9 protein-coding genes are annotated in these 18,323 nt (G+C 64.0%); 2 read left to right on the top strand and 7 right to left on the bottom strand.

The annotated features are described in order from the left end of the window. Positions 1-56 precede the first annotated feature (56 nt). Positions 57-998, bottom strand: a complete 942-nt coding sequence (locus PRZ01_RS10840; protein WP_273596797.1) for an ABC transporter ATP-binding protein — start codon at positions 996-998, stop codon at positions 57-59. Between the two features lie 146 nt (positions 999-1,144). Next, positions 1,145-1,447 carry a hypothetical protein gene (locus tag PRZ01_RS10835; RefSeq protein ID WP_273596796.1) on the bottom strand — a complete coding sequence of 101 codons (303 nt, stop codon included), beginning with the start codon at positions 1,445-1,447 and terminating at the stop codon, positions 1,145-1,147. A 333-nt stretch (positions 1,448-1,780) separates the two neighbouring features. On the opposite strand from PRZ01_RS10835, the gene PRZ01_RS10830 reads away from it, so the two are divergent. Continuing rightward, positions 1,781-5,332: a Dyp-type peroxidase gene (locus tag PRZ01_RS10830; RefSeq protein WP_273596795.1), complete on the top strand. Its 3,552-nt coding sequence runs from the start codon at positions 1,781-1,783 to the stop codon at positions 5,330-5,332. A 1-nt stretch (position 5,333) separates the two neighbouring features. Here PRZ01_RS10830 and PRZ01_RS10825 read toward each other — a convergent pair whose 3' ends face one another. From PRZ01_RS10825 to PRZ01_RS10805, 5 genes are all read right to left on the bottom strand, one after another. Then, positions 5,334-7,190 carry a TRAP transporter large permease gene (locus tag PRZ01_RS10825; RefSeq protein ID WP_273596794.1) on the bottom strand — a complete coding sequence of 619 codons (1,857 nt, stop codon included), beginning with the start codon at positions 7,188-7,190 and terminating at the stop codon, positions 5,334-5,336. Further along, on the bottom strand, positions 7,187-8,203 hold the full coding sequence (locus PRZ01_RS10820; protein WP_273596793.1) for a TRAP transporter substrate-binding protein: 1,017 nt from the start codon (positions 8,201-8,203) through the stop codon (positions 7,187-7,189). Before PRZ01_RS10820 ends, PRZ01_RS10825 begins: the two co-directional genes overlap by 4 nt. A 193-nt stretch (positions 8,204-8,396) precedes the next feature. After that, a complete protein-coding gene (locus tag PRZ01_RS10815; protein WP_273596858.1) occupies positions 8,397-11,483 on the bottom strand; it encodes an ATP-binding protein in 3,087 nt (1,028 codons plus the stop codon). 131 nt (positions 11,484-11,614) lie between these two features. Beyond that, the gene (locus PRZ01_RS10810; protein ID WP_273596792.1) at positions 11,615-12,835 is read right to left on the bottom strand and encodes a hypothetical protein; all 1,221 of its coding nucleotides are present in this window, start codon (positions 12,833-12,835) and stop codon (positions 11,615-11,617) included. Between the two features lie 130 nt (positions 12,836-12,965). Further along, positions 12,966-15,044: a hybrid sensor histidine kinase/response regulator gene (locus PRZ01_RS10805; protein ID WP_273596791.1), complete on the bottom strand. Its 2,079-nt coding sequence runs from the start codon at positions 15,042-15,044 to the stop codon at positions 12,966-12,968. Positions 15,045-15,335: 291 nt separating this feature from the next. On the opposite strand from PRZ01_RS10805, the gene uvrA reads away from it, so the two are divergent. Continuing rightward, positions 15,336-18,266 (top strand): excinuclease ABC subunit UvrA, encoded by a 2,931-nt coding sequence (uvrA, locus tag PRZ01_RS10800; protein WP_458296225.1) that lies wholly within the window; start codon positions 15,336-15,338, stop codon positions 18,264-18,266. Positions 18,267-18,323 lie beyond the last annotated feature (57 nt).

Raw genomic sequence — 18,323 nt, 5'->3', positions numbered from 1 at the left:
GGGGCGCTCGTTGGGCTTGGGTCAGCAGGAGGGGGATGACGAGGTCAATCTCGCTGTCAATCTCGCAATTGCCGGCCGGTCAGCATCAAGAACACATCTTCCAGATTGGCGCGGCCCGAATTGAGGTGCCGCACCGGCATACCTGCCTCGACGAGCCATTGCATCAGGTCACGGGTACCCTGCCCCAGGTCGTCCAGGCCCAGGCGCAGCTGGCCGCCCCGCTGCTCGACTTGTTTGAGCGCGGGCAACGCGCGCAAGCCGGTGAGCTGAGTGGGTGTCACCGGCGCCTCCAGCTCCAGCAACAGCGTTTGCGCAGCAGGCAGGCGCCGGTACAACTCGGGCAAGGTGCCGCTGGCCAGCATCTGGCCGTGGTCCATGATGAGCACCCGGTCGGCAAGGCGCTCCACTTCTTCCATGTAATGCGTGGTGTAGACCAGCGCCTTGCCCGCACGCTTGAGCGCTTCGAGTTGGTCAAAGATTGCGTTGCGGCTCTGCGGGTCCACGCCTGCCGTGGGTTCGTCCAGCAAGAGCACGTCGGGGTCGTGCACCAGCGCGCAGGCAATGTTGAGGCGGCGCTTCATGCCGCCGCTGAAGCTGGCGGGTTTGTCTTTGGCGCGCTCGCTCAAGCCCACTTGCGCCAACACCTCACGCGCCCGCGCTTGAAGCAAGGCCTTGGGCATGCCGTAGAGGGCGCCAAAGAGTTCGATATTGGCGAGCGCCGGCAACTCATCAAACAAGGCAATGTCTTGCGGCACCAAGCCGATGCGGCGTTTGTAAGTAGCCTCGTCAACCGCCAAGCTCACGCCGCCGATCTGCACGCTGCCAGCGTCCGGCCCGCACAAGCCGGCCATCATGCCGATGGTGGTGGATTTACCCGCGCCGTTGGGGCCGAGCAGGCCTAACAACTCACCTGGATAGACTTCAAACGACACATCCCGCACCGCTTGCCGGGCGCCATAGGATTTGTGCAATCCGAGTACCTGTAGCACCGCTGTCATGAATCAACGCCCCGAATGAGTGGAATGGGCGCGATCTTAAGGACACTTGGGCTCGCCTTGAGACTTTGCGACGGACTTGTGAATTTGGAGCGCCAATCGACTTCAGGCTTCGCTAACGGCACCCCCAGACGGGCTGCCAGATTCCATCAGCAAAACTCGGCACCTTCACACGATCGGGCGGCGGCCATCTGCACGCTGTCAGGGCTGCGGCGGGATTCGATGACGACGCGCGGCAGGTGCGCCACGGCATCAGTTGGAGCCTCCTTCGCCGCGTGCGCTGCGGGCACCTCAACCGCCACACGCTTGGCCGTGATCACCACGCGTTCCAACTGAACCGTGCGCATCGGGGCCTCGGGCTTGGCGTGCGCCACCCAGGCGGTGGCGGCGCCCATCAAGAGGCCGGCGGCGGTGAAAAGGGTCAGGGCAAAGGTCTTGGGGCTGGCAATCATGGTGATAACTCCTGCGGCTAGCGGGTTGCTGATTTGCGACCCATGACTGCAGTTTCGGCCTTGGCCCTGGGGTTTTCCAGGTGCAAGCGACCAAGCGACGACCGCGCCGATTGAAATGCAATCCCAGCGGATGAACGCAAATCCATGCCGCCCAAGCGCACCGCATGCCTGATGGCTCCGGGGTGGCCACCGATCCGGTTGCTAACTGAAGATCTGCGTGCACTCCATCCCTATTTCATTGGACGACAAAAAAAGCAAAGCCCACTAACGTGCGCCCACGTGCACCCGTGCGCGCCTCATATGAAAACAGAGAAACAGGGAGACAGACAAGCCATGGCACCCACCCCCGCAGAAACGCAGCTGCAAGGCATCACCGATCTGGTGTTGATCACGCCCGTCAAGGCCGGCTTTGTCACCGCCTTCGAAACCATCACTTACGTTGACCGCCTGCGCCGTGTCCTGAAATCGTTGAACGCACTGCGGCTGGGTTCGCGGGAGTCCAGCGACGCGCCGGGCTTGTTCACCGACGTCGTCAGCCACTTCCGCATCGTCCATTCCTTCCGCTGGGCCCTCATCGAGCCCGGTGCGGATGCCGCGCCAGGCACGCCCACCAAACTCCTGCTGAATGTCTGCTTCGACGGCGGCTGGGAGCCCTATATGCGGGTGATCTGGAATCAGCTGGGCAGCATGCTCGACTTGATCCTGTGCCATGCCGTGGACTACCGCCTGGCCAGCGAGACCAGCTTCGAGCGCTATCAGGCCTGGGTGCGCGCCCATGAAATTGCCAGTGATTTCCTCTACTTCGAGTCGGGCCGCAGCGCCGCCGATCATGAGCTGCTGGCGGCGCTGGAGTGGCAGCAGCGCCAGCACGCCCCGCCGGCTGATCTGGACGCCACCCGGCTGCGCCTGCCTCAGCTGGACGAGCCCACGCCTTTGCCAGGCAGCCCCGCCGCACAACTCGCCATGGGCGTGCGCGCCTTGCCCGCGCTGGCCACGCTGTACACGCTGGACCGCTACTTTTCAGCCACGGCGCCGGACGGCCACTGCCTATTGCGAGCGGCCCAGGACATCTTGTTCGAATTGCACGGACTGAACACCGCCACACTGTTTCCCACGGGCAGCCCCTTGCGCGCGGCCTACTACCCCATGCTGGACTGGTTCGAAAAACCGGTGCCCAAAACGACGCTGTCCGCCCGGGCGCTGCCCTACTCAGACGCCGACATTCAAGGCGGCATGATCACCGCCTATCCTGACCTGGGTGGCGGTGCGCTCGTGCTGCTGCGCGTCACGCAGCCCGCGCTGGCGGTGGCCTGGCTCAGCGCCTTTCAAGCCACGACCGAAGCCGACGTGCTGGCCGAGCGCAAGCCCGCTGACGGGCTGTACCGCAACGTGGCCCTGAGCCTGGCTGGCCTGAAGGCGCTGGGCGTCAGCCCACAACGGCTTGAGCGCATGCCCCAACCATTCAAAGAAGGCATGGAGGCCCGCGCCGGCGTGCTCGGTGATTTGCGCCACAACCACCCGCGCTACTGGAAGCTGCCGCCCCGCAACTGGCCACCGACCCCAGAGGGCGGCAGCGCCGACCCTCGCCGCGTTGATCTCGGCAGCATGCATGTGCTGATCCAGCTGCGCCATAACACCGAGTTTCGCGCCAACACCCTGCACAAGGCCATCAACGAGTTGGAGCGCGGCAGTGGCCTGCAAGTGCTGTCCGTGCAGACGATGCGCCGCAACGCCCGGCCGCATCACCCCCGCCAGACGGTGGAGAATTTCGGCTTCGTCGACGGCATCAGCCAACCCAGCGTCGGCACACCCAGCGCCCCCACCGCCGAGGCACCCTACGCCGATGTCGTGAACCGCGGCGAGTTGCTGCTGGGCTTTCGCACCGACCGCGACAGTTGCGCGGTACCCGAAGAGGCCGACGCCTTGCTGGACAAGGGCACCTTCTTGGTGGTGCGCAAGCTGCGCCAATACGTGGGCCGCCTCAACCAAACACTGGAGGATCAGGCCGCCACGCTGAATCTACCCAAAGAATCCCTGCTCGCCAAAATGATGGGCCGCTGGCCCGACGGCCGCCCCCTTGCTGCGCCTGAAATCGGCGCCGCCAATACCTTCAGTTATGCCGACGACAAGCAAGGCGCAAAGTGCCCCTTCCACGCCCATATCCGCCGCGCCAACCCACGCACAGATCCGATCAAGGCACCGGCCGTCCCCCGACTGCTGCGGCGCGGCATGTCCTACGGCCCGGCCTATCAGCAGGGCGGCCAGGAGGACACGCAAGACGAAGCGGACCGGGGCTTGGTCTTCATGGCCTACAACGCCAATCTGGCCGAGCAGTTTGAAACCGTGCAGCGCTGGATTGCCGGCGGCAACAGCAGCGGCGGCTATGCCGGCCAGTCCGACCCCTTTCTTGGCGTGGCAGTGCCCAAGACGCCCGCAACCGACCGCCTGCCCGGCGCTGCGCCGCGCGTGTTCCGCTTCGAACATGAAGGCAAGCCGATTCATCTGAACCTGGGCGATCAGCCTTTTGTCGAACTGCAGTGGGGGGCGTACTTCTTCGTACCAGCGATGACAGCGCTGCGGCAATTGCCGGCTTGGGTTGAGTTGCCGACCTTTCCCGCCTCCATCGCCACGCCCATGGCTGCGCCCGATCTCGACAACTTCGCCGCCTGGCAGCAATGGCTGGAAGACCCGGCCACCCACGACGCGGCCTGGGCCTATGTGCGCAGCCAGCCCGGTGGGGTGCTGCGCACGGCCTATGGCGTGCTGGTGGGCGAGGCGGCGCGAGTGTGCGAGGTGTTCCGCGACCCGGATGCCCGCTACTCGGTCAGCGGGTACGGCGAGCGCATGGCAGCGTCCATCGGGCGCGGCTATCTCGGCATGGACGAAGACACGGGCCACCGCGAGCAGGCACCGTTGATCAACGCGGCCATCGAAGCCATCGACGAAGGCACCGCCTTCACCCTGGCGCGCAGCGTGGCCAACACCGTGGTGGGCCACGTGCTCGCCGGAGCACGGCAATTGCAGTTGAAAGAAGCGTTGCTGGACATGGAGCAGTTGTCCGAGCAAGTGCTGGCGGCGCTGTGCACAACCTGGTTTGGCCTGCCCGATGGCCTGCACATGTGGGGCATGGAGTGGCATGCCGCCGGCCTAGCCAAGGCGCCGCGCTGCCCGCAGGGCTTTCTAGCGGTGTCCCGGTTTGTGTTTGGCCCTCACCCTAACGACGTGGTTCAACAGGTAGCGCCGCAGACTGGGCAGGCACTGTTCGCCGCTGTTCGCCAATGGCTGGCCAATCAACCTGCGGGCGCCCCGTTGCCAGTGCTGAGCGAGGCCATACGGGCGGCCCTGCACGGTATGAGTGGTGCCGATGCCGACATCGTTCCCCGCACCATCGCCGGCATCATGCTGGGCTTCCCACCCACGGTACACGGCAACACCTTGTCCACCCTGGGCGCCTGGGTGGTGAGCCGCAAGCTGTGGGATTTTCAGCAAGCCTGGCCCCACCACAGCCCGGACGCAGCCGCCGCGCAAGTTCATCAACAGGCTGTGGCCGTCTTGCGCCCCGCCTTGATTGCCACCATGGTGGGGCGGCCCGTGCCCGGCGCCGTGTGGCGCAAGGTGCGCAAGCCCCATTCACTCGGGCCGCTCGCGCTGGACACGGGCGACACAGTGATCGTCGGCATCGGCTCAGCCACGCAGCAAAGCCCCGGCGAGCATTACCCCATGTTCGGCGGCGATCGCCACGACCCCGTCAAACCCGCTCCCCTGCACGCCTGCCCCGGCTACGCCATGGCCATCGGCGTGATGATGGGCGTGATCGCAGGCGTGCTGGAGGCCGGCACCTTGCGCTATACGGGCTCACCCACGGTGCTGGCCGTGCAGACCTGAGTCACAAAAACCCGATCGAAATCCAGGGCACGGCCGCCACAACGACAACGCCCACCAGCAGGGCGGCCAGGTAGCCCACGATGGGGCGCAAGCCCAAATCGGGGCTGACGCGCCCGATGGCACAGGCGGCGTAATAGCCCACGCCCAAAGGTGGCGCGAAGAGGCCCAGGCCCATGGAGAGCACCACCACCATGGCGTAGTGCACCTCGTGGATGCCCAATTGCCGTGCGATCGGAAACAACAAGGGCCCGAACAGCACGATGGCCGGAATGCCCTCCAGCACCGAGCCCAGCACCACAAAGGCCAGCACCGACACTGCCATGAACATGGGCGCTCCCCCGGGCAAGGCCGCCATGGACTGCGCCAGCCAGCGTGAGAAACCCGACTGCGTGAGCCCCCAGGCCATGCCCGTGGCCGTGCCGATGATCAACAAAATGGCGCCCGACAATGCCGCGGTATCCACCAGCATGGGCAGCAGGCGCCTCAGGTCGAACTGCCGGTAGATCAACAAGCCAGCCAGCACCGCGTAGGCAATGCCCAATGTGGATACCTCGGTGGCGGTGGCCACGCCCTGCACCACGGCGGCCCGGATCACAAAGGGCAAGGCCAGCGCCGGCAGGGCGATCAAGAACAGCTTGAACACTTCGGCGCGCGGCCGGCGCTGCACGCCGCTCAAATCCTCGCCCTGGTAGCGGTGCCACACCACGGCGCACAGCAAAGCACCCAGCACCAGGGCCGGCAGCAGGCCGCCGGTGAACAGTGCGGCGATCGACACCCCCGTGACCGAACCGATGGTGATCAACACCAGGCTGGGCGGCACCGTCTCGGTCTGCGCCCCGGTGGCGGCCAGCAAGGCCACCAGATCGCCGGGCCTGGCGCCGCGTGCCTTCATCTCAGGGAACAACGCCGGCGCGATGGCCGCCATATCCGCCGCCTTGGAGCCTGAAATCCCCGAGACCAGATACATCGCCCCCACCAGCACATAGGACAACCCACCCCGCACATGCCCCAGCAACGCGGCGAGAAATGCAATCATGGCGCGCGCCATGCCGGTCATTTCGATCAGCAGGCCCAAAAACACAAACAAGGGCACGGCCAGCAGGATCAGGTGCGACATGCCTTCATCCATGCGACCCACCAGCGCCATCATCGGCGTTTGCGTCGTCAAAGCCAGATAACCAAACGTCGCCAGCCCAAAGGCAAAGGCAATCGGAATGCCGGCAAGCACGCAGCCGCCCGCCACCCCGACAAAAAAGATCAGCAAATTCCAGCGGCCCAGCGGCGCCAGAACCGGGCCAGCCCACCAGAACAGGCCGATGACCGCCGCCAAAGCCACCGCCACTTTGAGCCGTTGCCCCACCGTGCCACTACGCGCCAGCCGCAGCACCGCGAACAAGCCCATCAAGCCAATGCCCACAGGCAGGGCCGCGGCCCGCCACAGATTGGAGATTTCCAGCGCCGGCGTGGTGATGGCCTGCTCATCGGCCGCGTATTCCCACGCGGGTGCCGCGACCAGGGCAAGAAAGGCCAGACAAGCAAAGGTGGCCAGCAGCTCCAGCTGCGCCCGGCGCGCGGGGGCCGCACGGCCAACCCATGCCGTCATGCGCATGTGCTCGCCGCGCCGCAAGGCCACTACCGACCCCAACATCGCCAGCCACAAGAACAAGATGGACGCCAGCTCGTCCGACCACAGCAAGGGGTCGTGCAAGACATAACGTGCCACCACACCGGCAAACAGCACGAGGATATCGGCCAGCACCAGCAAAGCCGCCGGCACCTCCACCAGCCAGCCCAAGCCCGTCTCCAGGCGGGTCAGCCATCCCTGTGGGGCCACCGCGACCCCGACCCCTGAACTCATACCAGCTTGCCCGTGTACTTCTCCAGCAGCGCCCAGGCTTCAGCGCCAAATTTCTTGTGCCAATCGGCATAAAAGCCCGCAGCGCGCAGCTTGTTGCGGAACAGCTCGGCGTCGGTGCCGTTGAAGACCATGCCCTTGGCTTTGAGATCGGCCTGCAGGGAATCGTTGAGCTTCTTCACATCCTCGCGCTGCTTCATGCCGGCGGCATTGATATGGCGGGAGACCAAATCCTTCAAATCCTGCGGCAGGCGGTCGAAAGACTTCTTGTTGCCCAGCACCCAAAAGCCGTCCCACATGTGATTGGTGAGCGAGCAGTACTTTTGCACCTCGTTGAGCTTGGCGGTGGCGATGACGGCCAGCGGGTTCTCCTGCGCGTCAGCGACCTTGGTCTGCAAGGCGGAGTACACCTCAGCGAAGTTGATGGTCTGCGGCGACGCCTCGAAGGCCTTGAACATGGACACCCAGAACGGGCTGGGCGGGATGCGGATCTTCAAGCCCTTCAAGTCTTCCGGCTTGTTGATGGCGGTCGTGCTGGTGGTCACCTGACGGTAGCCGTTGTCCCAGATTTTTTCAAACGCGAAGAGGCTGCTGGACGCGGCGATCTGGCGGCGCACATGCGCGCCCAACTCGCCGTCCATCGCGCCCCACACTTGGCCATAGTCCTTGAACGCAAACCCGACACCGCTGATCTGGGCTGCCGGCACCAGCGTGCCAAGAATCAGTGGCGAGAAGCTCAAGAAATCCAGCGCGCCCGAGCGTACCTGCGACAGCATGTCGGTGTCGTTGCCCAACTGATTGTTGGGGTAGACCTGAAAATCGATGCGCCCTTTTGACTCGGCATTGATGGCGGCGGCCATTTCGGCGGCACGCACATTCATCGGGTGCGTCACCGGCAGGTTATTGCCGTATTTGAAGGTGAATTCCGCGGCGGCAAACGCCTTGGGAATGGTCAGGGCGGGCAGCACGAGCGCGCCAGTGCCCTGGATGATGAGTTGTCGACGATTGAGGGTCATGTCATGTCTCCTGCTTGTGTTTGGGGTTCGGGCGCAAACGAGTCAGCACGCCGTGGGCCGGCTGCGTTACGACGCAGTTGCTTGACCGTTTTACTGCGCAATTTCCTGCACTTGTTTCGGGCTGAAATATAGCTTGATCGCGACGGTGCGACGGCCAGCATCGCCCGCCGCAGAGCGCCGGGCCGCCGGCGCTTCAGCCCCGCTGGCGCAAACGGGCGACTTCACCCAGGTGCCAGCTCATGCCCATGCGCTCGAAGGCGCGCTCTGCAGCGTCCAGATCACGCTGCGCGTCGCGCCCCGAAGCTGCACCCGATGCCCCCCCTGGTACGGCCGCGAGCTCCGCACTGCAAAGCCAGGTCACGGCCTGCTCATGCAAGGATTGGCGGCGCTCCGCCACCCGGAAAGCGCTGTCGAGATAACGTTTTACATGCACCGCACGGCCCATCTGCGCAGCCACCCGCGCACCGGCGCGATGGGCCATGGCCACGCCAATCAAATCATTGCTGCGCGCGCGCATGAGCGCTTCGGCCTGATGGTGCCGCGCCTTTGCAAACTCCCCGCGCCCGGCGCTGATCTCGGCCAACCAGCCATGATTGAGCGAGTTGAACAAGCCGCCGCCACGCGGCGTCAGCCAATGGGTGGCGTTGATCAAGGCGTCGCAGGCAGCTTCGGAGCCCGTCATCTTCCAGGCGCCATAGGCCTGCGCAGCGTGGCCCATGGCGCAGGTGAACAAGCTCCGCACCTGGGTGCCGATACGCCGCGCCTCGCTGCCGCAAACCTGCGCCTCAGCCCAACGCCCTTGCCAGAGCAGCACGGCGGCACGCCAGCCCTGGATCGAGGCCTCGACGGCATGGTTGCTGCCCAGGATGCCGGACAAGGCCTCTTCAAAGGCTTCATGCGCGCTTTTGAAATCGCCCTGGTCGCCCAGCACATAGGCCCGGCACGCCAGCGAATAAGCCAGCCCGATGGGCGCCCGCCCTGGGCGCTGACGCGGGCGCTGAAAGGCAATGGCCTGATCCAACAATTCGAGGGCCGACGCATAGTCGGCTGCGGCGGCACGGATCTGCCCCAAAGCGCCGCTCAGTTGCGCCGTCAGCGCCTCGTCGACACCGTGTAGGGAAGCCGTCAGACCGTTCTCGCAATGCAAGGCGCCTGACCGGGATTGCCCCAGCGCGTAGCTGACATAACCCATCCAGTACTCGGCACGGGCAATCAGCTCGCGGTCGCCGCTCATTTGCGCCAATTTGGCGGCATGTTGCAGCACACGCAAATCGGCCACTGACGCGTCAAAAACGCAGGCCATGCCAAAGCGCTGGGCGATGGAGATCCAGCGCAACGCAATGTCGTCGCTGGGCGGCAAATGCTCCAACGCCTCCAGCACAGCGCGGTACTGTTGTTTGGCGCGGTCCAGCGCGGAGCCAGCAAGGGCGAGATCACCGGCTTGTTCGGCGTGGCGCGCGGCGGCCTCCCATTGGCGCGCGGCTCGGCTGTGATAGGCCAGCAATTCATGGGCGGGTTCTTCGCCCGCCTGGCTGCGCTCGTGCAGCTCCGACAAGATGCGGTGGTGCAGGGCCTGGCGGCTCTGCATGCCGGTGGACTCGTAGACCACGTCGCGTGCGATGCCGTGTTTGAAACGGAGATAGCCTTGCCGCTGCGCAGGAAACACGAAGTCTTGCGCGGCCAGACTGCGCACCGCCGGGTGGTCTTCATCACAGCCCGTCAAACGGTGCAGCAGCCACGACGGGATCACGTTACCGATCACCGCGGCAATGCGCAAGAGTTCGGCCTCTTCGGGCAGCAAGCGTGCCACCCGTGATTCAACCAGGGCCGACAACCAGGCACTGCCACTGCCCAGCGGACTGGCCGCCGTGGCACCAGCCGGCGTCACTTTGGCCACAAAGGCGCCGAAGTTGCGGGCGGCATCTTGATCGTCTCCCTGATGGGCGAGGGCGTGGCACAGCTCCTCGATGAACAGGGGGTTTCCGCCGGCGTGACGCTGAATCTCCAAGGCCCAGAATGGATCCACCCGGGGCAGCAACTGTGCGGTGGCGGCACGGGCTTCCTGGAGATTGAAAGGCTGCAGTTCACACACCTGCACATCTTCTTGGAGCGGCGCATTGGCTGTGCTGAGAAGCTCAGGCATGGCAGCCATCGAACCTTGCTCCAGCGGGCGGCTGGCCGTGAGCAGAAACACCGGCAGGCGTGCCTGCAAGGCCGCCCCGCGCAGGCGATGCAGCAGGGCCAGGCTCGCGTCGTCCGCCCAATGCAGGTCGTCGATGAAGAGCAATTGGGGCTGTCGCTCGGCTTGGCTTAAAAAGTAGGCCAACACGGCATCCGCTCGCGACTTCGGCGGCAGCTGCATGATCTTGTCGACGTCCGCGCAGCCCATGGCCTGCAGGGTGCGGAGCATTTGCAGATAGGGCTGCAGTGGCTCGGCGCTGAGATGGCTTTCACAATAACCGCGATGGATTTGGCAGTTTTCGTCCATCGCGCGCTGCAAAAATTCTTCGGTCAAACGGGTCTTGCCCAAGCCGGGCCCCGCTTGCACGCTGATCCAACGGGGTCGGCCATGGCTGGCCGCCGCCAGGGCTTGCTCCAGCAGATTCAACTCAGCCCCCCGGCCCACAAATGGCGCGAGGCCGCGCTGCTGGCTGGCCTCGAAACGGCGGGTGATGGCTGCCCGGCCGAGTATGTTGACGACCGACAGCGGCGTCCCCCTGCCTTTGACCAACAAGGCCCGGCGCTCGCTCACCTGAAAGAAATGGCAGTGCAATCCCAGGCTGGATTCGCTGACCACGATTTCGTCCGGCCCCGCCGCGTCGCACAGGCGAGCCGCGATATTGGGCACGTTGCCCAGCAACTCGAAGCGGCCGCGCACCTCGTCGCCGGCCTCCATCAGCACCATGCCAGCATGAATGCCCGAGTGCAGGGTCAAGACTTGGCGGTGGGGCCAATAGGGCTGGCCCGAGGGCGGGCGCATCGAGCGCACCGCTTCATGCAACTCAAGCGCGGCCGTGGCCGCGCGGCGCCCGTCTTCTTCATCGGCCTGAGGATGGCCGAAGATGGCCAACATGCCATCGCCCTGGATGCGCACGACCGTGCCGCCCTGACGGGCCACCGCGCTCTGGTAGAGCTGGCGCAACTCAGCCAGCATCAGGGCGTAATCCTCCGCCTCCATGGCTTCCGCCAAGCGTGTCGATTCGGACAAATCAACAAACAGCAGCGTCAAATTGCGTCGCTGGCCCGAGGCTTTCGCCTCTGGCTTGAAATCGGACTGCACAGTCAAGCCCCAGTTCTAGTTTTTTTAATTCCACTGGGTGTGAATTTCACACCCACTCCCTGGCCGATCTTTTTTGCCGGCATTTAAGGGCTAATCCTAACGCGAGACTGGGAAATTGGCATTATTTACCGTTACAAGGGCGCAGCAAAACTTTGCAAATCTTCTTCTCGCAGACCCAGATATATCGGTTCGCCGTGGCGGCGATGGATGTTGATCTTGGCGTTGTAGACCCGATGCGCCAAACCATGCTTGTCATTGATCTCAAATTCGCTGACGCCGAATTGCTCTTGTGCGTCGCGGCGGCCGGTCAGGTAACAGGCGATTTCATCGATTTCGGCTCCGCCTAGGGCCAACCCACCGAGTTGCTTGAGCGGGTGCCGGGCGCGATCAACGAAGTCCATGCTGTTCACACGGCGGCTGACTCCGCCCGTCTGCTCATGCATCACGGTGTTGAATTTGCCCACCAGGATCTGACCGGGCAGGGCACGGTCCAGCATGCGCGCCAGCTCAATGGTGACTTGCCCGACCAAGTAGCTGAATGAGGTGGGATTGAGCCCTTCGGATTGATAGAACTCGTAATGTGAGCCCACATGAAAGCCCGCCCGCAGACGCGGCACCGACTCGGGTCGCAAGGCCCGTTCACGCGCCAATGCGTTGTCGGCCAGAATGAATTGCAGCAGCTGATACAGCTCCACATTGGCTTCGATGCCACGCATGCGGTTCCAGATATAAAAACCGTCACCCGTGGTGGTCCGCGCAAAGTTGATATTGATTTCGCGGTCCAGCAGCTTCGCATAGGCCGCATTGACCGAGCACGACAAACTCGCCAGCTGCACCACTTGCTGCAAGGGCGTCAGCAATGAAAACCCCACGGTGTCGAGCAAAATGACCGCCCGGTCTTCCACCAGCCGAATGCCATAACGCGCAACGATAGCGGCCAGCAGTTCCAGGCCCAGCCCCTTCTCCGGCGCGAAAGGCAGGGCCAGCGCCAGCGGCTCGAGGCCAAACTCAGCCGCCAGCGCGTCAAGCTGCGCGTCGGGCAGGGGCCCCGGCTCCGCCAGCACGGCATCCAGCAGATGAGCGCGCCGTGCGCGTTCTTCTGGGGTCTGGGCATGCCCGCCGCCGTGCACAAACTCTGTCAACAACACATGGGGGGCCACAATAAGCCGCAAGCCGTGAGGCGCCGGGGCCCAGCCGTACACCAGGTTCTGGCCCAGATCCCAAAGCCCGTAGAGGCGCTGGTCGAGCTGCATGATGTGTTCGCGCAGTTGGGCTTCATTCAGGCCCAGGGGCCAGGCATAGGCCATGAAGCCATCCAGCCAGCTTTTTCTTTGGCGTCGCGCGTCCTTCAACTCAAGTCTCCGATCCGGTTCTTTTGATGGGCGGCCTGCGGCATGCAGCCAGGGGCATTGTCGGAGATACCCGGCGACGCGAGGGCGGCGCCGGCGCCCGATTCATTCGATCATGAGCCCCAGAAAAGGGTCATGTCGGCATTCGCCGCCCCATTTCAACCAGGCGCCGATCAACCGCAGCTACCAGCTCTTCCAGCAAATTCTCTTTTTTGATGAGCGGGGCCAGGCCCAGCGCATGGGCCTGCAATTGCATGCTGTCGCTCACGTGACCCGAAGCCAGGATCACCGGCAGGCCCGGGTACGTCTGACGCAAGGCGTCTGCCAAGCTAAAACCGTCGCGGTCCGGCATGTTGTAGTCGCTGATGACGGCAGCAAAGGGCGACCCAGCCAGCAACGCTGACGGGCCGTTCGCTTCACCCAGGCAGTGCATGGCCGCATCCGCTGACGCACAGGTTTCCACCTGATAGCCCGCGCGCTGCAGCAGGCTCTGCGCCGTCAGTCGCATCACTTCATCGTCGTCGACGTAGAGCAAGCGCGGCACCCGATGCCCCCACTCGTCCATGGTGTTCTTGTCGCCTTTCTCGCTGGGTCTGGAGATACCCGGAGGATCGGGCGGCGACAGGTTCGCCGGAAAATTGACCGCCGTCGCGCAGGGCAAGAGCACATGAAAGCAGCTGCCTTCGCCTTCCCTGCTGTCCAGCACGATGCTGCCTTGATGGCGATGGACGATGCCGTGCACCACCGACAAACCCAGGCCCGTACCCTCACCTGCCGGCTTGGTGGTGAAAAAGGGCTCGAAAATCCGCGCCTGTTGGGCCTCGCTGATGCCGCTGCCGTTGTCACACACTGACAGCTGCGCGTATAGCCCCGGGGGCAGCTGAAGCAGCGGCCGATCCTCCGGCAATTGACAGCGGTACAAACTCACACGCACCGTGCCACCTTCGGGCGGCAAGGCCTGCGAGGCGTTGGTGCAAAGATTGAACAGGACTTGCTGCAGCTCAGCCGCATCGGCCTCCACCTGCAAGGTTTCATCCAATTCACCCAGGCTCAAAGTCACCTGCGACGGTAGCCCCGCGCGCAGCAGGTCCAGGGTGTCTCGCAGTTGTTCCGCCAGCGCCAGCCATTGCGGATGAGGAGCATCTCGGCGGCTGAAGGTGAGCAGTTTCTTCACCATGCTGCGGGCCCGCTCGGCACCCTGGGTGATCAGGCGCAGGTGGCGCTCGCTGGGGTGGCTTGCCCCCAACAGGGCGCTGGCCAGATTGACGTTGGACAAGATGGCGCCCAGCACGTTGTTGAAATCATGGGCGATGCCACCCGCCATGATGCCGAGCGCCTCAATTTTTTGCGCCTCCCGCAACTGTGACTCCAACTGGTGGCGCAGCGCCTCGGCCTTGACTCGTTCACGCAGGTCAATGTCCACGCAGAACAGCAAGGGCTCGCCGCTGCGGCTGTACTGCAGGGTGTGACTGGAAAAAACGGGTACCGGTGCGCCGGCCTTGTCACACAGCACCAGCTCCTCTGCCGGCGCCGAGACAACGCCCGACTGCAGCCATTGCTGGGTGCCTTCAATCACCTGCGCACGCATCGTGCCGGGGATGATGAGGTCTTCAAGCTGGCGCCCGATGGCTTCGTCTGCGCTGTAGCCGTACAAGCGCTCGCTGGCTTTGTTCCAGAAGATCACCCGGCGCTGGCTGTCATAACCTTGCACGGAGACGCGCTCGACCCCTTCGATCAAAGCACGAAAACGCATGTCACTATCTTGCAGCGCCAGTTCGGCCGATTTGGCGGCACTGATGTCAAAGAATGCACCCTCCACCCGGCTGACACTGCCGTCAGGCCCAAACATCGGCACCGCCTGAACACGCAACCAGACCGGCCCCACATCGGCGTCCTGCGGCCCTGAGCGCGCAAGCTCCGGCAAGCGGAACTCCAGGGTGTAGGCGCGCCCGCCGGCCTCGCACTGAGCTTGGGCCAGCTCGGCCGCAGCGCGATCTTGGTCCTGCAACACGGCCCAGCAGTCGGCCAAGGATTGAAGACTGCCGGAGGGCACGTTCAAAATATCGTGCGCCTTGCCGCTGGCATGGAAACGCCCGGCCGGGCCGCGCTCCTGAATCCACGCCCCCAGCTCGGACAAGCGCGCCGCGATCTGCAACAAGCGCTGGTCCAACGCGTGGCGATCATCCGTCCGCATCCGGGTCACAACAGCCATTGCCGGTTCTCCTTGCGCTGCCCCAGGACAGCGGTCTGCATTCAGAACGTCCACGCAGCTTGACCTTGGGTCAGCCAAGCCTCCTCCATGCACTTCGGTGCGACTCATGAAGACTTGAGTCGTTTGTCCCCAAAATGAAGGACGCGGCTCCGATGACCCGTGCGATTGACGACGGGCACCGCCATGAAGTGCCCTTGAAACCTGCGGCGCACACACCCCATCAGCGGCGGATAGGCAAGCGGCCTATGATGTCCAGTTGTTTTCTCTCAGCCCGCACCCGCTGTCAAAGCCATGTCTGACCTCGACTCCCGCCCCGTATCACCTCCTCCCGAGGTGCCAATGATCCGGGTCCGGGGCGCCCGCACCCACAATCTCAAAAATATAGACGTTGATCTGCCCCGCAACAAGCTGGTGGTGATCACGGGCCTGAGCGGCTCGGGCAAATCCAGCCTCGCCTTTGACACGCTCTACGCCGAAGGCCAGCGGCGTTATGTCGAGAGCCTGTCGGCCTATGCCCGCCAATTCCTGCAGTTGATGGACAAGCCCGATGTGGACGTGATTGAGGGCCTGTCGCCCGCCATCTCCATCGAGCAAAAGGCCACCAGCCACAACCCGCGGTCGACCGTCGGCACGGTGACCGAGATTCACGACTACCTGCGCCTGCTCTACGCCCGTGCGGGCACGCCGTTCTGCCCCGACCACCATTTGCCGCTTGAAGCCCAAAGCATCGCCCAAATGGTGGACGCCGTGCTGGCCATGCCCGAAGACAGCAAACTGATGGTGCTGGCGCCCGTGGTGCGCGACCGCAAGGGCGAGTTTCTGGACCTGTTCGAGCAATTGCAGGCGCAGGGCTACATCCGTTTTCGGGTGGATGGCGCAACGGTGGATGCGCCCGATTTTCCGACGCTCAAAAAGGCCGAAAAGCACGACATCGACGTGGTGGTCGACCGCATCAAACTGAAGGCCGACAGCGCTGACAGCCTGCGCCAGCGCCTGGCCGAGAGCTTTGAAGCCGCTTTGCGCCTGGCCGAGGGCCGGGCTCTGGTGCTCAATATGGACAGCGGCGTCGAGCAAATCTTCTCCAGCAAATTCGCTTGCCCAATCTGCAGTTACTCGCTGCCGGAACTGGAGCCCCGCCTGTTCTCCTTCAACTCACCGGTGGGCGCCTGCCCCTCGTGCGAAGGGCTGGGGCAGATGACGGTGTTCGACCCAGAGCGGGTGGTCGCCTTTCCGTCGCTGAGCCTGGGCAGTGGAGCGGTCAAAGGCTGGGACCGCCGCAACGCCTACACCTTCTCGATGCTGGAGGCGGTGGCGGCGCACTATCAATTCGACATCGAACTGCCGTTTGAAGAGTTACCGGCCCCCGCCCGCCAAGCGCTGCTCTACGGCTCGGGCACCGAAGAGATCACCTTTGTCTACCAGGCCGAAACCAGCACCAGCGCCAGCAGTGGCCGCAAGCGCTCGGTCAAGCGCAACCATCCTTTTGAAGGCATCTTGCCGAATCTGCAACGCCGCTTCAAGGAGACCGACTCCACTGCGGTGCGCGAAGACCTGGCGCGTTATATGGCCGCCAAGCCCTGCCCCCATTGCGAAGGGGCCCGCCTGCGCCGTGAAGCCCGCCATGTGGTGCTGCAGGCGGCCGATGCCGAACCCGGCAGCACAGGCCGCCCGATCTACGAGGTTGAACACTCAACCCTGCGCGATTGCCTGCACTACTTCGAAGGACTGAAGCTCAAGGGCGCCAAGGCCGAAATCGGCGACAAGGTGGTGCGCGAAATCACCTCACGCCTGCGATTCTTGAACGACGTGGGCTTGAACTATCTCAGCCTGGACCGCAGTGCCGACACGCTGTCTGGCGGCGAAGCGCAGCGCATCCGCCTGGCGTCGCAGATCGGCTCCGGCTTGACCGGCGTGATGTATGTGCTGGACGAGCCCTCCATTGGCCTGCACCAACGCGACAACGACCGACTGATTGCCACCCTGCGCCGCTTGCGCGACTTGGGCAACACGGTGATCGTCGTCGAGCATGACGAGGATGCCATCCGGGCGGCCGATTATGTTTTGGACCTGGGGCCCGGCGCCGGCGTCCATGGCGGCCACATCATTGCCCAGGGCACCCCGGACGAAGTGGCGCACAACCCTGACTCATTGACCGGCCGCTATCTGCTGGGCACCGCCTGCATTGAAGTCCCGAAAAAGCGCCACAGCCTGGCCGACATGCCCGAGCCCCTGTCGCTCAAAATCGTCAACGCCCGAGGCAACAACCTAAAAGGCGTGACCGTCGAAATCCCGGTCGGACTGCTGACCTGTGTGACCGGTGTTTCTGGCTCCGGCAAAAGCACCTTGGTCAACGACACGCTGTACACCGCGGTGGCCAAAAAGCTCTACCAAAGCCATGCTGACCCCGCGCCGCACGACGACATCGAGGGCCTGGACGCCTTCGACAAAGTCATCAATGTGGACCAGTCGCCCATCGGCCGCACGCCGCGCTCCAACCCGGCCACGTACACCGGCTTATTCACGCCGATCCGCGAACTTTTTGCGGAAATGAACACCGCTCGTGAACGGGGTTATGGCCCAGGTCGCTTCTCCTTCAACGTCGCCGGTGGCCGCTGCGAGGCCTGCCAGGGCGACGGCGTACTGAAGGTGGAAATGCATTTTCTGCCCGACGTTTACGTGCCCTGCGACACCTGCCACGGCGCGCGCTACAACCGCGAAACGCTGGAGGTGCTGTACAAGGGCAAGAACATTACCCAGGTGCTGGGCATGACCATCGAGGACGCGCACCAATTCTTCAGTGCCGTGCCCACGTTGGCCCGCAAGCTGCAAACGCTGCTGGACGTGGGGCTGGGTTATGTGAAGCTGGGGCAGAGCGCTACCACGCTCTCGGGCGGTGAGGCGCAACGGGTCAAGCTGGCGTTGGAATTGTCTAAACGCGACACCGGCCGCACGCTCTACATCCTGGATGAGCCCACTACCGGCCTGCACTTCGCCGACATTGCCCTGTTGCTGAAAGTGCTGCACCAATTGCGCGATGCGGGCAACACCATCGTCGTGATCGAGCACAACCTGGACGTGATCAAAACCGCTGACTGGCTGATCGACATGGGCCCCGAAGGCGGCTCAGGTGGCGGTCAGTTGCTGCTGGCCGGTACGCCCGAACAATTGGCCGCCCATGAAGGCAGCCACACGGGCCGCTATTTGAAAGCGCTGCTGCGCTAAAAGGCGGAGGAACTGCTGCTGCATCTGCTGCGCTGAGGCGGCAGATGCAGCAGATGC

It is taken from the genome of Roseateles koreensis (genome assembly GCF_028595305.1).
GTDB classification, from domain to species: domain Bacteria; phylum Pseudomonadota; class Gammaproteobacteria; order Burkholderiales; family Burkholderiaceae_C; genus Paucibacter_A; species Paucibacter_A koreensis.
This window is presented reverse-complemented; position numbering and strand designations above follow the sequence as displayed.

What these genes read in the sequence shown, in the direction of transcription:
- PRZ01_RS10840 (WP_273596797.1), bottom strand. Translation starts at nt 998, where the DNA reads ATGACAGCGGTGCTACAGGTACTCGGATTGCACAAATCCTATGGCGCC.
- PRZ01_RS10830 (WP_273596795.1), top strand. Translation starts at nt 1,781, where the DNA reads ATGGCACCCACCCCCGCAGAAACGCAGCTGCAAGGCATCACCGATCTG.
- uvrA (WP_458296225.1), top strand. Translation starts at nt 15,336, where the DNA reads ATGTCTGACCTCGACTCCCGCCCCGTATCACCTCCTCCCGAGGTGCCA.
- PRZ01_RS10825 (WP_273596794.1), bottom strand. Translation starts at nt 7,190, where the DNA reads ATGAGTTCAGGGGTCGGGGTCGCGGTGGCCCCACAGGGATGGCTGACC.
- PRZ01_RS10805 (WP_273596791.1), bottom strand. Translation starts at nt 15,044, where the DNA reads ATGGCTGTTGTGACCCGGATGCGGACGGATGATCGCCACGCGTTGGAC.
- PRZ01_RS10820 (WP_273596793.1), bottom strand. Translation starts at nt 8,203, where the DNA reads ATGACCCTCAATCGTCGACAACTCATCATCCAGGGCACTGGCGCGCTC.
- PRZ01_RS10835 (WP_273596796.1), bottom strand. Translation starts at nt 1,447, where the DNA reads ATGATTGCCAGCCCCAAGACCTTTGCCCTGACCCTTTTCACCGCCGCC.